This is a genomic window from Pseudomonas sp. SGAir0191 (genome assembly GCF_002812565.2).
Classification (GTDB): domain Bacteria; phylum Pseudomonadota; class Gammaproteobacteria; order Pseudomonadales; family Pseudomonadaceae; genus Aquipseudomonas; species Aquipseudomonas parafulva_B.
Genome location: NZ_CP025035.2, coordinates 1,937,529 through 1,952,528 on the forward strand (window position 1 = coordinate 1,937,529; position 15,000 = coordinate 1,952,528).

The 15,000-nt window shown below is 62.1% G+C and carries 15 protein-coding genes; 6 read left to right on the top strand and 9 right to left on the bottom strand.

Features of this window, described 5'->3' with window-relative positions:
* Positions 1–53: 53 nt before the first annotated feature.
* Positions 54–1,106 (top strand): vanillin reductase, encoded by a 1,053-nt coding sequence (gene calA, locus CWR53_RS08805; protein ID WP_100851268.1) that lies wholly within the window; start codon positions 54–56, stop codon positions 1,104–1,106.
* A gap of 51 nt (positions 1,107–1,157) precedes the next feature.
* Here calA and CWR53_RS08810 read toward each other — a convergent pair whose 3' ends face one another.
* Entirely contained in the window at positions 1,158–2,474 is a 1,317-nt protein-coding gene (locus CWR53_RS08810; RefSeq protein ID WP_100851269.1) for a hypothetical protein, read from the bottom strand.
* A gap of 198 nt (positions 2,475–2,672) precedes the next feature.
* Here CWR53_RS08810 and CWR53_RS08815 point away from each other — a divergent pair, with 198 nt between their 5' ends.
* On the top strand, positions 2,673–3,872 hold the full coding sequence (locus tag CWR53_RS08815) for a sugar transporter (RefSeq protein ID WP_100851270.1): 1,200 nt from the start codon (positions 2,673–2,675) through the stop codon (positions 3,870–3,872).
* Positions 3,873–3,899: 27 nt separating this feature from the next.
* Here the strand turns inward: CWR53_RS08815 and CWR53_RS08820 are convergent, their stop codons facing one another.
* The 3 genes from CWR53_RS08820 to CWR53_RS08830 are packed head-to-tail and all read right to left on the bottom strand — an operon-like array spanning position 3,900 to position 6,352.
* Entirely contained in the window at positions 3,900–4,484 is a 585-nt protein-coding gene (locus CWR53_RS08820; RefSeq protein WP_058603872.1) for a LysE family translocator, read from the bottom strand.
* Between the two features lie 50 nt (positions 4,485–4,534).
* On the bottom strand, positions 4,535–5,365 hold the full coding sequence (locus CWR53_RS08825) for an AraC family transcriptional regulator (protein ID WP_100851271.1): 831 nt from the start codon (positions 5,363–5,365) through the stop codon (positions 4,535–4,537).
* 45 nt (positions 5,366–5,410) lie between these two features.
* The gene (locus CWR53_RS08830; RefSeq protein WP_100851272.1) at positions 5,411–6,352 is read right to left on the bottom strand and encodes a LysR family transcriptional regulator; all 942 of its coding nucleotides are present in this window, start codon (positions 6,350–6,352) and stop codon (positions 5,411–5,413) included.
* A 102-nt stretch (positions 6,353–6,454) separates the two neighbouring features.
* Between CWR53_RS08830 and nfsB the strand changes: the two genes are divergently transcribed.
* On the top strand, positions 6,455–7,108 hold the full coding sequence (gene nfsB / locus CWR53_RS08835; protein ID WP_100851273.1) for an oxygen-insensitive NAD(P)H nitroreductase: 654 nt from the start codon (positions 6,455–6,457) through the stop codon (positions 7,106–7,108).
* Between the two features lie 22 nt (positions 7,109–7,130).
* Here nfsB and CWR53_RS08840 read toward each other — a convergent pair whose 3' ends face one another.
* Positions 7,131–8,285, bottom strand: coding sequence for a cysteine desulfurase family protein (locus CWR53_RS08840; RefSeq protein ID WP_100851274.1), 1,155 nt, complete (start codon positions 8,283–8,285; stop codon positions 7,131–7,133).
* 173 nt (positions 8,286–8,458) lie between these two features.
* Complete coding sequence (locus CWR53_RS08845) at positions 8,459–9,385, bottom strand: LysR family transcriptional regulator (protein WP_100851275.1); 927 nt, start codon at positions 9,383–9,385, stop codon at positions 8,459–8,461.
* A 140-nt stretch (positions 9,386–9,525) separates the two neighbouring features.
* On the opposite strand from CWR53_RS08845, the gene CWR53_RS08850 reads away from it, so the two are divergent.
* Positions 9,526–10,755: an acyl-CoA dehydrogenase gene (locus CWR53_RS08850; RefSeq protein WP_100851276.1), complete on the top strand. Its 1,230-nt coding sequence runs from the start codon at positions 9,526–9,528 to the stop codon at positions 10,753–10,755.
* A 23-nt stretch (positions 10,756–10,778) separates the two neighbouring features.
* On the opposite strand, the gene CWR53_RS08855 is transcribed toward CWR53_RS08850, so the two are convergent.
* Complete coding sequence (locus CWR53_RS08855; protein WP_100851277.1) at positions 10,779–11,576, bottom strand: OBAP family protein; 798 nt, start codon at positions 11,574–11,576, stop codon at positions 10,779–10,781.
* Between the two features lie 177 nt (positions 11,577–11,753).
* Here CWR53_RS08855 and CWR53_RS08860 point away from each other — a divergent pair, with 177 nt between their 5' ends.
* Both CWR53_RS08860 and CWR53_RS08865 read left to right on the top strand, forming a co-directional pair.
* Complete coding sequence (locus CWR53_RS08860; protein WP_058603880.1) at positions 11,754–12,122, top strand: histone-like nucleoid-structuring protein, MvaT/MvaU family; 369 nt, start codon at positions 11,754–11,756, stop codon at positions 12,120–12,122.
* Positions 12,122–12,454 (top strand): hypothetical protein, encoded by a 333-nt coding sequence (locus CWR53_RS08865; protein WP_100851278.1) that lies wholly within the window; start codon positions 12,122–12,124, stop codon positions 12,452–12,454. Before CWR53_RS08860 ends, CWR53_RS08865 begins: the two co-directional genes overlap by 1 nt.
* On the opposite strand, the gene CWR53_RS08870 is transcribed toward CWR53_RS08865, so the two are convergent.
* Both CWR53_RS08870 and CWR53_RS08875 read right to left on the bottom strand, forming a co-directional pair.
* Entirely contained in the window at positions 12,405–13,439 is a 1,035-nt protein-coding gene (locus CWR53_RS08870; RefSeq protein WP_258313236.1) for a TerC family protein, read from the bottom strand. The genes CWR53_RS08865 and CWR53_RS08870 overlap by 50 nt on opposite strands.
* Positions 13,440–13,637: 198 nt before the next feature.
* Positions 13,638–14,945 carry a substrate-binding domain-containing protein gene (locus CWR53_RS08875; protein ID WP_100851279.1) on the bottom strand — a complete coding sequence of 436 codons (1,308 nt, stop codon included), beginning with the start codon at positions 14,943–14,945 and terminating at the stop codon, positions 13,638–13,640.
* Positions 14,946–15,000: the final 55 nt, after the last annotated feature.

Sequence of the window (15,000 nt, forward strand, 5' to 3'; positions counted from 1 at the left end):
ATCTGAGAACAAAATGCTTCACATGAACCGTTTCACTTAACCGCGAGGTCTCCATGTATACCGCTATCGGTTACGCCGCCCAAACCCCCACCAGCCCGTTGGCACCCATGACCTTCGAGCGCCGCAGCCCGCGACCGGATGACGTGGCCATCGACATCCTGTATTGCGGGGTGTGCCACTCGGACATTCACCAGGCCCGCAACGAATGGGGCATTGCGGTCTACCCCTTGATGCCGGGCCACGAGATCGTCGGCCGTGTGACCGCGGTAGGCGCCCAGGTCACCGGCCACAAGGTCGGTGACCTGGTCGGTGTCGGCTGCATGGTGGATTCCTGCCGTCAGTGCGCGGCCTGTGCCAAAAACCTTGAGCAATACTGCCTCGAAGGCCCGACCATGACCTACGCCACGCCCGATCGGGTCGATGGCAGCAACACCATGGGTGGCTACTCCAGCAGCATCGTGGTGAGCGAGCATTTCGTGGTACGCATCCCCGAGGGCATGGACCTGCCCAGCGCCGCCCCTATCCTGTGCGCCGGTATCACCACCTATTCGCCGCTCAAGCACCACGGTGTAGGCCCAGGCCACAAGGTGGGCATCCTTGGCATGGGTGGCCTGGGCCACATGGGCATCAAGCTGGCCAAGGCGCTGGGTGCCGAAGTCACGCTGTTCACCCGTTCCGAGGCCAAGGCCGCTGAGGCGCGCCGCCAAGGGGCAGACCATGTGATCGTGTCCACCGACGCCGAGCAGATGAAAGCCGCCGCCGGTCGCTTCGATTTCCTGCTCGACACCATCCCGGTCCAGCATGACCTCAATCCCTACCTGGAAACCCTGACATTCGACGGCGTACACATCCTCGTCGGGCTGATCGAACCGATCGAGCCTGCGCTGCATGCTGCCAACCTGGTCATGAAGCGCCGCGTGCTGGCCGGCTCGTTGATCGGCGGTATCGCCGAAACCCAGGAAGTGCTGGACTTCTGTGCCAAGCACGACATTCGGTGCGACATCGAGATGCTGGATATCCGGCACATCAACGAGGCGTATGAGCGCATGATCGCAGGCGATGTGAAGTACCGCTTCGTGATCGACATGGCGACCCTCAAGGCCTGATCGGCCGTCGACCTGCACCGGGATCAAACGGTGCAGGTCCTGTTGCTGGCCTTACCAGGCCAGCGGCTTGTCCCCACCTTTCCAGAACAGCCAGCGGCGGACCTCGCCATGCGGGCCTGTACCGATCTGCCAATCAGGTCGGCCACTGTCGAGCGCGATCACCGAGATGAACCCCGCATGGCTTGCGGCAACGAGGGTTCGACCATCCTCGCTGATGTCCATTGCGCTGATGGTCGAACCTAGATAGTGCTGCCAGCGTTCGCCACCGTCTTCCCCAAAAGCCCGTAAATAACCATAGGCATCGCCGACGATGTACTCGTCCTGGCGCGCCACGCCTGCGTAGACCCGTGCGCCTTCCTGCACCACCGGCGTGCGGGGGTCCTGGCTGTAGTAATCCGTATCCAGACCCTCCAGATCGCTCACTCGGACGCCCAGCGACGCACCGCTGTAGAAGTGACAGGCATTGAGCAGCAACTGGTCCCCGGTACGGTTGAACAGGGCGTAGTGCGGGTATTCGCTGGCCGGTCCGATACTGGCAACAGGCGTTAACTGGCGGTCTAGCACCTGGTGTCGGTTGGCTTGCTCGCCTACCACGACCCATTGCCCGTCGGGCGATACAGCGCCATGGGCCATGCTCAGGCCCAGGATGATGTCATCGGGGTCCGTGCCCTCTGCCAGCGCTTGCTCGACCTGCTCCTGGCGCGGCAGCAGCCGGCTCGCGCCCTGCTCAGAGAGCACGAAAATGCCCTCGTCGCTGATCAGCAGCACCTGTTGCCCGTCGGGGAAGGGTATCAATGCAGTCGCAATGGGCGGCAGGTCGAAAGGCTCGAACGGATAGCCTTTGGGCAACCCCTCCAAACCGGTAGGCCACGCCAGCCGCCGCACCTGTGGGCCGCCCCATCCATCGGTCACGCGCACACCCTCGGCGTTGGCCAGGGCGAAGAAGCGTCGAGCCGGGCAACGGCCGAAATGCTCGACGCCGATGATGGGTGTCACGGTATAACCATCGATACGCACCACCTGGCCTTTCTCGTGGGGCATGCCGATCCGTGCGAGCAGGCTCCCGTCATCGAGCAGCAGCAACGTGGCGATACCCTGACCATGGGTGTCGAGCAGGGGCAACAAGGGCGCATGGGCTGGCGGCCAAGCCTGGCGAAATGCCTGGCGCTGGTGCTCCTCGACGGTCGGCTGGTTGACCTTGCGCAAGGCGGCGCGCCAGGCGTCCAGCAAGTGTTCGGTGGCAGGGTGCCGGGGTTCTTCGAGCTGCTCCCAGCCGTGCGCACTGCCTTGTGCGACATAGTCGTTGACCGCCTGGGCGTAGGTGATAACGGCCTGCTGCCATTGCTGCTGGGGATGCTGCTTGTCCATGAGTGGGTGGAACTCCTTGATGTGCGCCAGTATCCGAGATTGCGCATGGTACTCCTTCGGTAGGGCGGTTGTGAGGCCCGAGCATGACGCGTACCATGCCTGCGTCCCCAATTTTAATAAGACACACGCTCATACCGCTCCTTGCCGGGGCCTGACGTGCGTGGTCTTGCCTTGCCTGTGGAGAACCGGTTTCACGCCATGAACGGACCCTTACCTGACCACTTGCCGCCCACAGTAGGCGGCGGCAGCTGGCTGAGCGTCATCGCCCTGGCGTTGGCTGCCTTCATCTTCAACACCACCGAGTTCGTGCCGGTGGCGCTGCTCAGTGACATTGGCCGCAGCTTCGACATGACCACCGCGCAAGTGGGGCTGATGCTGACCATTTATGCCTGGGTCGTGGCATTGGCGTCACTGCCGATGATGTTGATGACACGCAACATCGAGCGGCGGCGCCTGCTGTTGTTCGTGTTTCTGGTGTTCATCGTCAGCCATCTGCTGTCCTGGCTGTCGCAGAGTTTTGCGATGCTGCTGTTCAGCCGTATCGGCATAGCCTTGGCGCATGCCGTGTTCTGGGCCATTACTGCCTCGCTTGCGGTGCGCGTCGCGCCCCCTGGGCAGCAGGCCAAGGCGCTGGGCCTGTTGGCCACCGGCACGACGCTGGCGATGGTGCTTGGCATCCCCCTGGGGCGCGTGGTGGGCGAGGCGCTGGGGTGGCGCGTCACCTTCCTGAGCATCGCTGGGGTGGCGCTGGCGACCATGCTGTGCCTGATGAAGTCGCTGCCGTTGTTGCCGAGCCAGAACTCGGGATCGTTGCGCAGCCTGCCGATACTGTTCAAGCGGCCTGCGCTGGTCATCACCTACCTGCTGGTGACGCTGGTGATCACGGCGCAGTTTACCGCCTACAGCTATATCGAGCCGTTCGCCCTGCATGTCGCGCAGATCAGCGGTGAGCGCACCACGTTGGTCTTGCTGTTGTTTGGCGGCGCAGGTGTGGTCGGCTCGTTCCTGTTCAGCCGCTACAGCGACCGTTTTCCCCAAGGTTTTCTGGTGGGCTCGATCGGCATGCTGGCAGTCTGCTTGCTGCTGCTCTTGCCATTGTCCGGCAGCTTCCATGCGTTCGCCGTGCTGAGCATGTGCTGGGGTGTGGCGATCTTGAGCTTCAGCCTGTCATTGCAGTCACGCACCTTGAAGCTGGCCTCCGACGCCACGGATGTGGCCATGGCGTTGTTTTCCGGCATCTACAACATCGGCATCGGCGGTGGTGCATTGCTGGGCAGTATCGTCAGCAGCTACCTGGGCGTGGCCAATATCGGCCTGGTCGGGGGCAGCGTGGCAGTGGTCGGCTTGTTGCTAGCAGTGGGCAGTACCCGCCGCTTTCGCGACGCGCTGACCCATTGAGTCTGGCTTTGCGGGCAACAAGGCTGCTCAGCTCAATACCGCAGCCCACGCTGAGAGCAAGAGCAGGCCGCCCAGGGCCTGGTTGAACACGCGCAGGCGGCGTGGCGTTTGCAGCCAGGCCGCACTGCCTGCGCCCAGCACCGCCCACAGCGTCATGCACGGCAGTGCGATCACCAGGAACACCAGTGCCAGTTGCCACACCGCCAGGCCTGGCGCGGCAAACACGCCGATTACGGACACGGCCATCAGCCACACCTTGGGGTTGATCACCTGCAGCGTTGCCGCGTCCACTGCCGTGAACACCCGCGCCTGGGCTGGCGCGCCGGTAACGCCGGTGCTGCGCAGCAGTTGCCAGGCCAGCCAGCTCAACCACAACACTCCGGCCCACATCATCAGATGCTGGGCTTGTGGGTGGCGCGTCAACCATTGACCCAGCCCCATGCCAACCAGCAACACAGTGGCCGCAGCGGCCAGGCATGCCGCCAGGATGGGCACCAGCGTGCTGCGCAGGCCATGTCGGGCGCCTTGGGCAAGGATAAGCAGATTGGTCGGTCCTGGGCTGATGCTGGCAACCAGGGCAAATGCAACGAATGGCAGAAAAGAATGCGTCATGTGCTGGGGCTCCTTTGGTGTCAGCCCCAATGCTCGCCATTTGCATCGCCTCAGTCTGGAAGGATTGAGCAGCGCTTGCGGTAGTATGCCGGGGTGAGCTGATAGGCCCGCCGAAACCACCGGCCCAGGTGGCTCTGATCGGCAAAGCCCAAGGTGCCGGCTACGTCTGCAGGGCTGGCCCCGCTGGCAAGCAAACGCCGGGCCCTGGCCAGGCGCAGCTGGATGAGGTACGCATGCGGGGCGAGCCCGAATGCTGCCTTGAAGGCTCTGGTCAAGCGGTAACGGTCGATGCCACAGGCAGTCGCCAGCTCTTGGAGGCCAACATCCCGTGCGAGGTTGTCATGCAGATAATCGCGGGCCCGTTGCGCCGTGAGCGGCAAGCGCGGGTCTGGATCGACTCGCTTGCGCCAGTGCAGGTGGCGTGTGAGGCAGGCGAGCAAGGCGTCGGTGGCTGACTGCCTGACGATGAGCAGCTCGTGTGCATGCAGGGCATTGAAGGCAAACGCGGTGGCTTGGCCAAGCTGCAGGTCCTGGGTCAGCGTGTCGGCGAAACGGGGCAAGGCATCACGCGGCGCGTGTTCGAATAGCAGGCGCAACTGCTGCTCCAGCCAGTCCGGCTCCAGGTAGAGCGTGGAGTAGGTAAAACCTTCTTCAGTGGGCGCGAGCCCGTCGTGCAGGTCCCCAGGTTCAAGCATGAAGACTTGCCCCGGCACACTATGGTGCCTGACCCGCCGGCAATTGAATTGCTGGACCCCTTGCTCGGTGACGCCTACCAGAAAGCTCTCGTGCCAATGGGGGTCGTAGGCATGACCGACGAAATGGGCGCGGATCGACTCGATGCCGGTCTCGGCGTCCTGCTTGAGGTCGATCCAGTTACTCATGGGGGCTCGCTGTGTGCATGCTGATGCTTAGGCTGTACAAGAAGCCTAGCGCCCTCGGCTACAGGTGTCTGGAAGATTTGTGCAACTGCCGAGCCTGGCTGCCGGCTGCAGTGCATCGAACCGCTGGCGCAGCCACTGGTGCAGTTGCGTGACGGCGGGGGTGAGCTGCTTGCGGTGCGGGCATACCAGCGTGACAGGCGTCGGCTCGCCCGGCCATTGAGGCAGGACGATTTCCAGCCTGCCGCAGGCAAGGTCGTCACTGACATCCAGCCACGACTTGTAGACGATTCCCTCGCCAAGCACCGCTAGGCGGCGAATCACATCGGCGTCATCACTGATCAGTGGCCCTTTCACGTGCACCGTGCGTTGGCCAAGTTGCCACTTGTCGTACACCCGACCGTGCTGCATGTACAACAAGCAGGCATGGGCATGCAGTGCCTCGGGCGTCTGCGGTCGGCCGTGGCGGGCCAGGTAATCGGGGGAGGCGACCAGGACGCGCTGGTTCCAGTCGGCCAGGGGGAGGGCGATGTAGTTGGCGTCCTGGTTCAGGCCGTAACGCACGGCAACGTCCACCGGATCACGGTTCAGGTCGGCAATCTGGTCGGACAGCATGAACCGCAGGTGCAAGGCCGGGTGCTCCCGGCGAAACGCGCTGAGCCAGGGCAGCAGCATGTTGCGGCCCAGGTCCGAGGGTGCTGAAACCTGTAAGGTGCCGCGCAGGGCGGTGGCATTGCCGTGCAAATCGTCATGCCCGCGGCGCAGGCTTTCCAGCACGTTCACGGCAGTCGGCAGGTAGCGCTCGCCCTCGGCAGTCAGGCGCAGGCTGCGGGTAGTGCGAACGAACAGACGTACGTCCAGATCACGCTCCAGCCGCTTGATGGCGGCCGCCACCTGGCCGGGCAACAGGTTCGCTTCGATGGCAGCTGCGGTGAAGCTGCCCAGCACGCTGCTGCGCACGAACAGTTCGAGGTCGGCAAGACGCAACATTGTCACTCCAGGGGTGAAAGTGTTGCTCGATTGTGCCGGTTTTTATTTGTGGCAGGAAAGATACCATGGGCATTCCTTTTCTCTCGACGTCCGGAATTGCCCATGGATACCGTCTCGCTGGCCAAGCGCCGCTACACCACCAAAGCCTACGATGCATCGCGTCAAATTCCCCAAGCCACGGTCGATGCCTTGCTCGAGCAATTGCGTCACAGCCCATCTTCGGTGAATTCCCAGCCCTGGCATTTCGTCGTTGCCCAGAGCGAAGCTGCCAAAGCCCGCCTGACCATGAGTACCGACACCGACTACGCCTACAATTCGCCCAAATTGCGCGATGCTTCCCATGTCATCGTTTTTTGCACGCGCACCGACATGACCCAGGCGCACCTGGAGGCCGTGCTCGCCCAGGAGGCACTCGACGGGCGTTTTCGCGATGAGCAGGCCAAGGCGGCGCAGGACAACAGCCGACGCCACTACGCCGACCTGCATCGTTACGAGCGCAAGGACCTGCAGCATTGGATGGAAAAGCAAACCTATCTTGCCCTGGGTACAGCCTTGCTGGGCGCCGCTGCCCTGGGCCTGGACGCTACCCCCATCGAAGGCTTCGATAGCCAGCGCCTGGATGCCGAGCTTGGCTTGCGCGAACAAGGCTTCACCAGCGTAGTGCTGCTGAGCCTGGGCTATCGCAGTGAAACCGACTTCAATGCCGGGTTAAGCAAATCGCGGCTCCCGGCATCCAAGGTATTCACCTTCCTGTAAGGGCATGCCCGGCTGGCGTGGTTCACCAGAGTGCAGCGCTGGCCGTGGTCAGTGCCGAGGCCAATACCGCAATGGCCTTGTCGACTTCCGCCTCGGTGGTGAACCTGCCAACGCTCAGGCGAATGCTGTTACGGGCACGGCGCTCGTCCAACCCCAGCGCCAGCAGGACGTGGGATGCCGCATTGTTCGCTGAATTGCAGGCCGAGGTGGTCGACAGCGCCAGTTGTGTGGCGAGCGCCGCGCTGTTGAACCTTGCCTGATCGATACACAGGTTCAGGGTGTGCGGCACGCGCTGGGTAGCGCAGCCGTTGAGCGTGATGCCGGGCAGTGCCAATAGGCCCTCGCGCAGGCGCTTGGCCAGCTGCGCCAAGCGCTGGTACTCGCCATCGCCTGGTTGGCCGGCCAGGGCAAACGCGCTGCCCATGCCCGCGATCTGATGCGTGGCCAGGGTACCGGAGCGCAAGCCTTGCTCATGACCACCCCCATGCAGTTGGGCACGCATGCCGGCGCGCGCGCGCGGGCCAACGAACAGCGCACCGATGCCCTTGGGGCCATACACCTTGTGGGCGGAAAAGGACATCAGGTCAACGGGCAGGCTAGCCAGGTCGATGGCCAGCTTGCCTACCGCCTGAGCTGCGTCCACGTGGAACACGGCGCCGTGCGCCCGCACCCGCTCGCCGATGGCAGCGATGTCGGTGACTGTGCCCAATTCATTATTCACCGCCATCAGCGACACCAGGCGCGTATCGGCGCGCAGCGCGTCCTGAACCATGGCCGGATGGATCAGGCCTGATTGATCAGGTTGCAGTCGGGTCACCGCCCAGCCTTGGCGCTCCAGTTCGGCTGCGGTGTCCAGAACGGCTTTGTGCTCTAGCTGACTGGTAAGCAAATGCCCAGGCTGGCCCAGTCCCTGCGCGACGCCTTTGAGCGCCAGGTTGTTGGACTCGGTAGCCCCGGATGTCCATACCAGTGACGCCGGCGGCGCCCCCACGCGTTCGGCTACTTGCTCACGGGCCAGTTCGACTGCATCACGCGCTGCCTTGCCATAGACATGCCCGCTCGAGGCCGGGTTACCGAAATGGGCATGCCGACCCAGACATGCAAGCATGGTCTGGATCACTCGATCGTCGACCGGGGTAGTGGCAGCGTAATCGAAGTAGAGAGGAGCGTCAGACATAAGCAGGTCCATTGGCAAGAGAGCGAGGATGCCTGAACAAGATTAACTGCGTCACGAAGAGACTTTTGCTCTAAATCAAGGCTTTTTAAGACCATTTTGCAAAAGCATTCTCCCGATCGGGCATAACGAAAAAAATATTCTCACCCTTGTCTCGACACTCAGACGGTCTTTTCTCACTGACCGTTGAGAGACCGTTCCTCTTCGCTGACTACTCGCTCGCACAACTCGGTGATCTGCTCGCGCATCCAGCGGTTCGCTGGGTCCTGGTCAGTGCTTTCATGCCAGTACAGGTGCGTCTCCAACGCCGGCACCTCTACAGGCAAAGGCTTGTAGCACAACTGATGACGGCGGGCGAAACGCTCTGGCACGGTCATCACCATGTCGGTTTGCTGCAGTACTTGCGAGGCCATCAGGTAATGCTGTGAGCGCAGGGCCACCTTGCGCTGCACGCCCATCTTGCCCAGCGCAAGGTCCACGTAACCCAGCCCGTTGCGGCGGCTGGAAATGTGGATGTGGGTCATGCCAAGGTACCCATCCAGGCTCAATGCCCTGTCGGCCAGCGGGTGACCTTGGCGCAGGGCGCAGACGTAGCGGTCCTGCATCAACTTGATGTGCCGCACTTGAGGGTCGGTGTTGAGGGGGGCGTCGATGGCGAAGTCCAGTCGTCCTGCGGCAAGCTCCTTGGTGGTCTCCCGGCGCTTGCACAGGAAACTCTCGATCAGCACCCCAGGTGCCAGGCGACGCAGGCGTTGGAACAGCGGCGGCAGGATCACGGCCTCGGTCAGGTCGGTCATGCTGATGCGAAACGTCTTGCTCGCTTGCAGGGGGTTGAACGTCCGGCTTTCCTGCACCGAGGTGCGTAGCAATGCCAGCGCGCTGCGGACCGAGCCGATGATGTTCTGCGCCATGGGTGTTGGCACCATGCCCTGGGCGGTCCGTACGAACAGCGGGTCGTTGAACGTTTCACGCAGCCTGGACAATGCATTGGACACGGCAGGCTGGGTGATGCCGACGATCTGCCCGGCACGGGTGAGGTTGGCTTCGGTGTAGATCGCATCGAAGACGATGAACAGGTTGAGATCGACCTTGCTGAGGTTCATGAGCGCCGCTCGTTTTTGGAATTATCGGCCGATCATATATCGGTTATGAATGTTAATACACGCCGAAAATAGACTAGGTGGATGACCAGCGCCTGCCCTAGGCTTGCCCTAATGTCATTCGACCCTGAAGGAACCCGCCAATGGATTTCGCCTATTTGCCCAAGGTGCAAGCGCTGCGCGAGCGCGTGACTGCCTTCATGGATGCCTACGTCTATCCTGCCGAGTCCGTATTCGAACGCCAGGTTGCCGAAGGCGATCGTTGGCAGCCTACCGCCATCATGGAATCGCTGAAAATCAAGGCACGCGAGGAGGGCTTGTGGAACCTCTTTCTGCCTGAATCCGAATACGGCGCAGGGCTGACAAACCTGGAGTACGCCCCACTGGCCGAGATCATGGGCCGTTCATTGTTGGGCCCGGAGCCGTTCAACTGCTCGGCACCGGACACAGGAAACATGGAAGTGCTGGTGCGCTACGGTACGGCCGCGCAGAAGCAGCAGTGGCTGGAGCCTTTGTTGCGGGGTGAAATCCGCTCGGCATTCGCCATGACCGAGCCCGATGTGGCGTCTTCGGATGCCACCAACATGGCGGCTACAGCAGTGCGCGAAGGGGACCAATGGGTCATCAACGGCCGCAAGTGGTGGACCTCGGGCGCATGTGACCCGCGGTGCAAGGTCCTGATCTTCATGGGCCTTTCCAACCCGAACGGCCCGCGGCACCAACAACACTCGATGGTTCTGGTGCCGATGGATACGCCCGGTGTGAGGGTGCTCAGACCTCTGCCGGTATTTGGCTACGACGACGCGCCCCATGGCCATGCCGAGGTGGTGTTTGAAAACGTGCGGGTGCCGTTGGAGAACGTGCTGCTTGGAGAGGGCAGGGGGTTCGAGATCGCCCAAGGCCGACTGGGGCCTGGACGCATCCACCATTGCATGCGGTCCATTGGCATGGCCGAACGGGCCCTGGAGCTGATGTGCAAGCGCGCGGTTGCCCGGACTGCGTTCGGGCAGCCACTGGCGCGCCTGGGCGGGAATATCGACAAGATTGCTGATTCGCGCATGGACATCGACATGGCACGCCTGCTCACGCTCAAAGCGGCCTACATGATGGACACCGTGGGTAACAAGGTAGCCCGCAGCGAGATCGCCCAGATCAAGGTGGTAGCACCGAATGTTGCGCTGCGCGTAATTGATCGGGCGATCCAGTTGCACGGTGGTGCGGGGGTGAGCGCTGATTTTCCGTTGGCCTACATGTACGCCATGCAGCGCACCCTGCGCCTGGCCGACGGGCCCGATGAAGTGCACCGGGCAGCGATCGGCAAGTACGAAATCGGCAGGTATCTGCCTGCGTCAGGCTCAGCGGCCGAACGCTGATTGCTGGGTTCATGCCGCCAGGCTCAACGGGCCGAGCGGCTGTTGGTATCGGCAGGCGTAGTGGTGGCAGGTTTGTGCAAATGCGCGCCAGTCGGGTCATCCAACTGAATGATGACGCCTTTCTGCCAACTGTCGGCGTCAGTGTCGGGTGTAGGAATGTCAATATCAGCGCGCTGCTTGCGCGTCTGGGCGGTATCGATGCCCAGGCGACGGTTGCGCTGCTCGACCATCACCGGGTCTGCCTGACCGTCCGCAGTGAAGCCCATCATCAGTTGCGGCACGCCCATCGGCAGTGACTTGTCCTGGTCGGTATGCCAGGTATGCCACGTCTTGCCGTAGGTGGTGGCCAGGCGTTTCATCAAGGCATGTTCGGCAGGCGCAGGGATACCGGGCGCCACCAACTGGCCAGAGGACACTTCAAACCCGTGGCTGTGCCACAGCGCTTTTTCCTTGGCGGGTAACCGGGCGAACAACTTCTGATCGATGATGTACTCCACGCCCATGATCTTGGCCGTGGCCGTGCTGCCATCGTAGATCACGCACTGAATGACGTCTTCGTTGAGGATCGCACAGTAATGATGCGCTTCCATTTGAATATCCGGATGGCCGTTATAGAAGTGAAAACCATCCAGGTAGGCATTGAGTGCGTCAATAGGCGGTTTGGCCTGTAACAGCGCCGCGCCTTTTTCAAGCCATTGCGTGCCGGGTTTTATTGGGGCGCCGGGTGTTTGCACGGGCGATGCGGTTTTGGCCCCTGAGCAACCCGCGAGCAGGGCGCTGGCGAAACATAGGCCAAGAAAGCCGAGGGAAGGGTTGGGCATGATTGAGTCTCCGTAGGGTGTGCGCAACAGACCGCTTGCCGGGCACTAACATTTTCTTTGACGGACAGACGGTAATGCTGTCTAGTTAGTCAAGCCGGTTGAACCAAGTCTATGTTCGACTGCACTAACAAGTTACTGAAGTTTCATTGCCCGTCGTACTGAAAAGGAAACGTCCCCATGTCTCGTCTTGCAGAGTTTCGTCAACTGGAACAGAAATTGGCTGCCCAACTTGCAGAGCTGGAAGCCATGAAAGGTAGCCCTGAGCTGCAAAAAGAAATCGAGTTTGAAACCAAACTGCGAAATCTGCTGGCCAAGTACGAATACAGTTTGCGCGATATCGTCAACCTGCTCGACCCGAAAAACGGTCAACGGCCCGCTGCGCCTGCCGCGGCCCAGAAAGCGCCACGCCGTGCTCGGCAAGTCAAGCAGTACAAGAACCCTCACACCGGTGAAGTCATTGAGACCAAAGGTGGCAATCACACCAAGCTCAAAGCATGGAAGGCCGAACACGGCGCTGATGAAGTGGAAAACTGGCTGGCCAAGTAATGCCCACCCAACGTTATCCCACTACCCCGGACGGCCGCTATTTCGTTGTCCGGGGGCGTTTGTGGCGCTGCACCGATCCCTCCTTGTCCGACGCTGAGCGCCAGCACTGGGTGCATGCCCTGATGGACGCGCGCAGAGCGATAAAGGACGCAAAGGCCAACGACGAACCCGATCAGCTTGCCCGCGCCCGTGCCCAGGTTCAGGCGGCAAAGGTCGCGCTGGGGGAGCGTGGCCCCGTCTGGTGGGGCGACGGGAGTCCGGACTTCAACCGGCGCATGGCGGTCAATACTCCTTATGCCGAGTGGTTTCAATCGCTTGATCCGGCTCAGTAACCGGGGCCTTGGCTTGACCGCGGGTTTTTATCAGCGACACCAGCACACCGCCCAGCAACAGCCCGAACGTGACGCCCAGCGACAATAGGGCGGGCACCTTGCCCACCATGCCGTGGTAGAAGATCTTGCAGCCGATGAAGATCAGCACGAGCGCCAGCGCATATTTCAAGTACACGAAACGGTGCATCAGTGCCGACAAGGCAAAGTACAGCGAACGCAGGCCCAAGATGGCAAAGATATTGGATGTGTAGACGATGAAAGGGTCCTGGGTGATGGCGAATATCGCCGGGACGCTGTCCACGGCAAATACGAGGTCAGCCAGTTCAATCAAAACCAGCGCAAGAAACAGCGGCGTAGCGTGGCGCACGGCATTGCTTTCCCCACGGGGCGTAACGTGCACGAAAAACTTCGAGCCGTGGATCTGATCGGTTACCCGCATGTGCCGCCTTACAAACTTCAGAATCGGATTGTTGGCCAGGTCCGGCTGACTGTCTTCCCTGGACAACGCCATTTTCACGCCGGTAAAAAGCAGGAAAGCGCCGAAGAGATAAAGTACCCAGGCAAAGTTCTGCACCAAGGCCGCGCCGACGCCAATCATGATCGCGCGCAACACCACCACGCCGAGAATGCCCCAGAACAACACGCGGTGCTGATACCGTCGGGGAACGGCGAAATAGCTGAAGATCATCGCCATCACGAAGACGTTATCCATCGACAACGACTGCTCGACGAGAAACCCCGTATAGAACTCCAGTGCCGGTTGCGCGCCCAGGTAGTACCAAACACCGACGCCGAACAGCACGCCGACGCCGAAGTAGCCTGAATACAGCAGCAGGCTTTCGCGCATTTCGATTTCGCGGTCATGGCGATGCAGCACGCCCAGGTCGAGCACCAGCAAGCCGACGACGATGGCGACAAAGACCAGCCACAGCCAAGCGCTGGTGCCGAGAAAAGGTGTTGTGAGAAAGGTGTGCAGAGCTGTCATGAGCCCCTCCTGATCGGTCGACGTTGCGTGGCAACAGTGATCCGACATGGCGGCTGGCAACCGTCAGAGGGGCCCGGTATCACTTAGGCTTGAGCGTAGATCCGTTTGCGGGGCACGCCGAATGAGCAGCTGTTACATTTTTTTGCGAAGGGCCTAGGATGCGCTGACGGCGCAGGTCTTGATGCAGTGCGTCAAGCCTCAATAGACCCAGACTTCGACGCGACGGTTACGCAAGCGGCCTTGCTCCATCTCGTTACCCGCCACCGGCATCAGGTCACCTAACCCCGCCACTTCCAGCACCTCGATACCCCCGCGCGCCAGTGCCTGGCGTACCGCCTCGCCGCGCAGGCGCGAGAGCAGGGCAGCGCGCCCCGGTCTGTCCTTGGGGTCGCCGAAGCCCACCAGTACGGCCTTGCGGTGCGGCTTGCCGGCCTGGTTCAGGTAATCGATCACCCGCTGCACATCCTGGGTAGCCTTGCTGTCCAGGGCGGCACTGCCCGGTTGAAAGCGCAAGTTCACGCTCAACCGCTGGGCGTGCTCTGCCAGCGCCCGATACCGTGCAGGCATGATCGCAACAGGCGCCACACGCTGGGCCACGATCTGTTGTGACACAAAGCCTTGCTCGGCCACGATGGCCTGACCGGCGGGGCTCTGGATGAAGTCGATCAATGCGGTGGCCTGAGGGCTTGGGGGAGTGGGCAGATACAGGAACAGGCGGCGTGACAGCGGGTAGACCTCACTGGCCACCAGGGCGCGTTCGGGCAGCAGCGCCGCCGCGGTGCCATCGGCTACTGCCAGTACCTTGGTGCCGTGGAGGGTCGAAAGCCCGGTAAACCCGATGGCCTGGCGATCGACTGCTACTTGGGCGGCCAGACGCTCGCCGGCTTCGAAACGCCTGGCTGTCGGCGCCAGGTTGACCTGCCTAGGCGCCAGGACCCGTGACCTGAACGTTTCGAACGTCCCGGAGCGCTCGTCCCTGGCGTACAGGTGGATGTCGCCACCGGCCACCCCGAGTTGCTCCCAGCGCCGTACCTGCCCGCTGAAAACCTGCGCAATTTGATCCAGGGACAACTCAGACAAGGGGTTGGCGGGATTGACGAGGATGGCGACACCGTCCAGCCCGATGACATGTTCAGCTGCAGGGGAGCGCAAGTCGCCAAATGCCTGCAACTGCCGCGCTTCGCTGTCACTGATTGGGCGAGAGGCGGCGATCAGCTCAGCCTCGCCCCGAGCCAAGGCATCAAAGCCTGTGCTGGAGCCATGCGCCGCGATATCGACCTGAACGTCTACGCCGTCGGCGCGGGTCGCCGTGATCACTGACTCGTTGTCCGCCTTAGCGCTGTGGACTTGCACCTGGGTAGCGTGCTCGGCACGCAGCTGCGCCCGTACCAACGCCGGTAGCAGGGCACTGCCCAGGGTGTTGGAGCCCTGGATGCGCAGGTGCACGGGCTCGGCCCAGGCCATCATCGGCAGCGCGGTCAACAGGAAGACGAGCAGGCGGGCCATGCTGATTGGGCCTTCACGGTGGCAATGGCCGCAGCGTAAGGCAGTGGCGTGATGG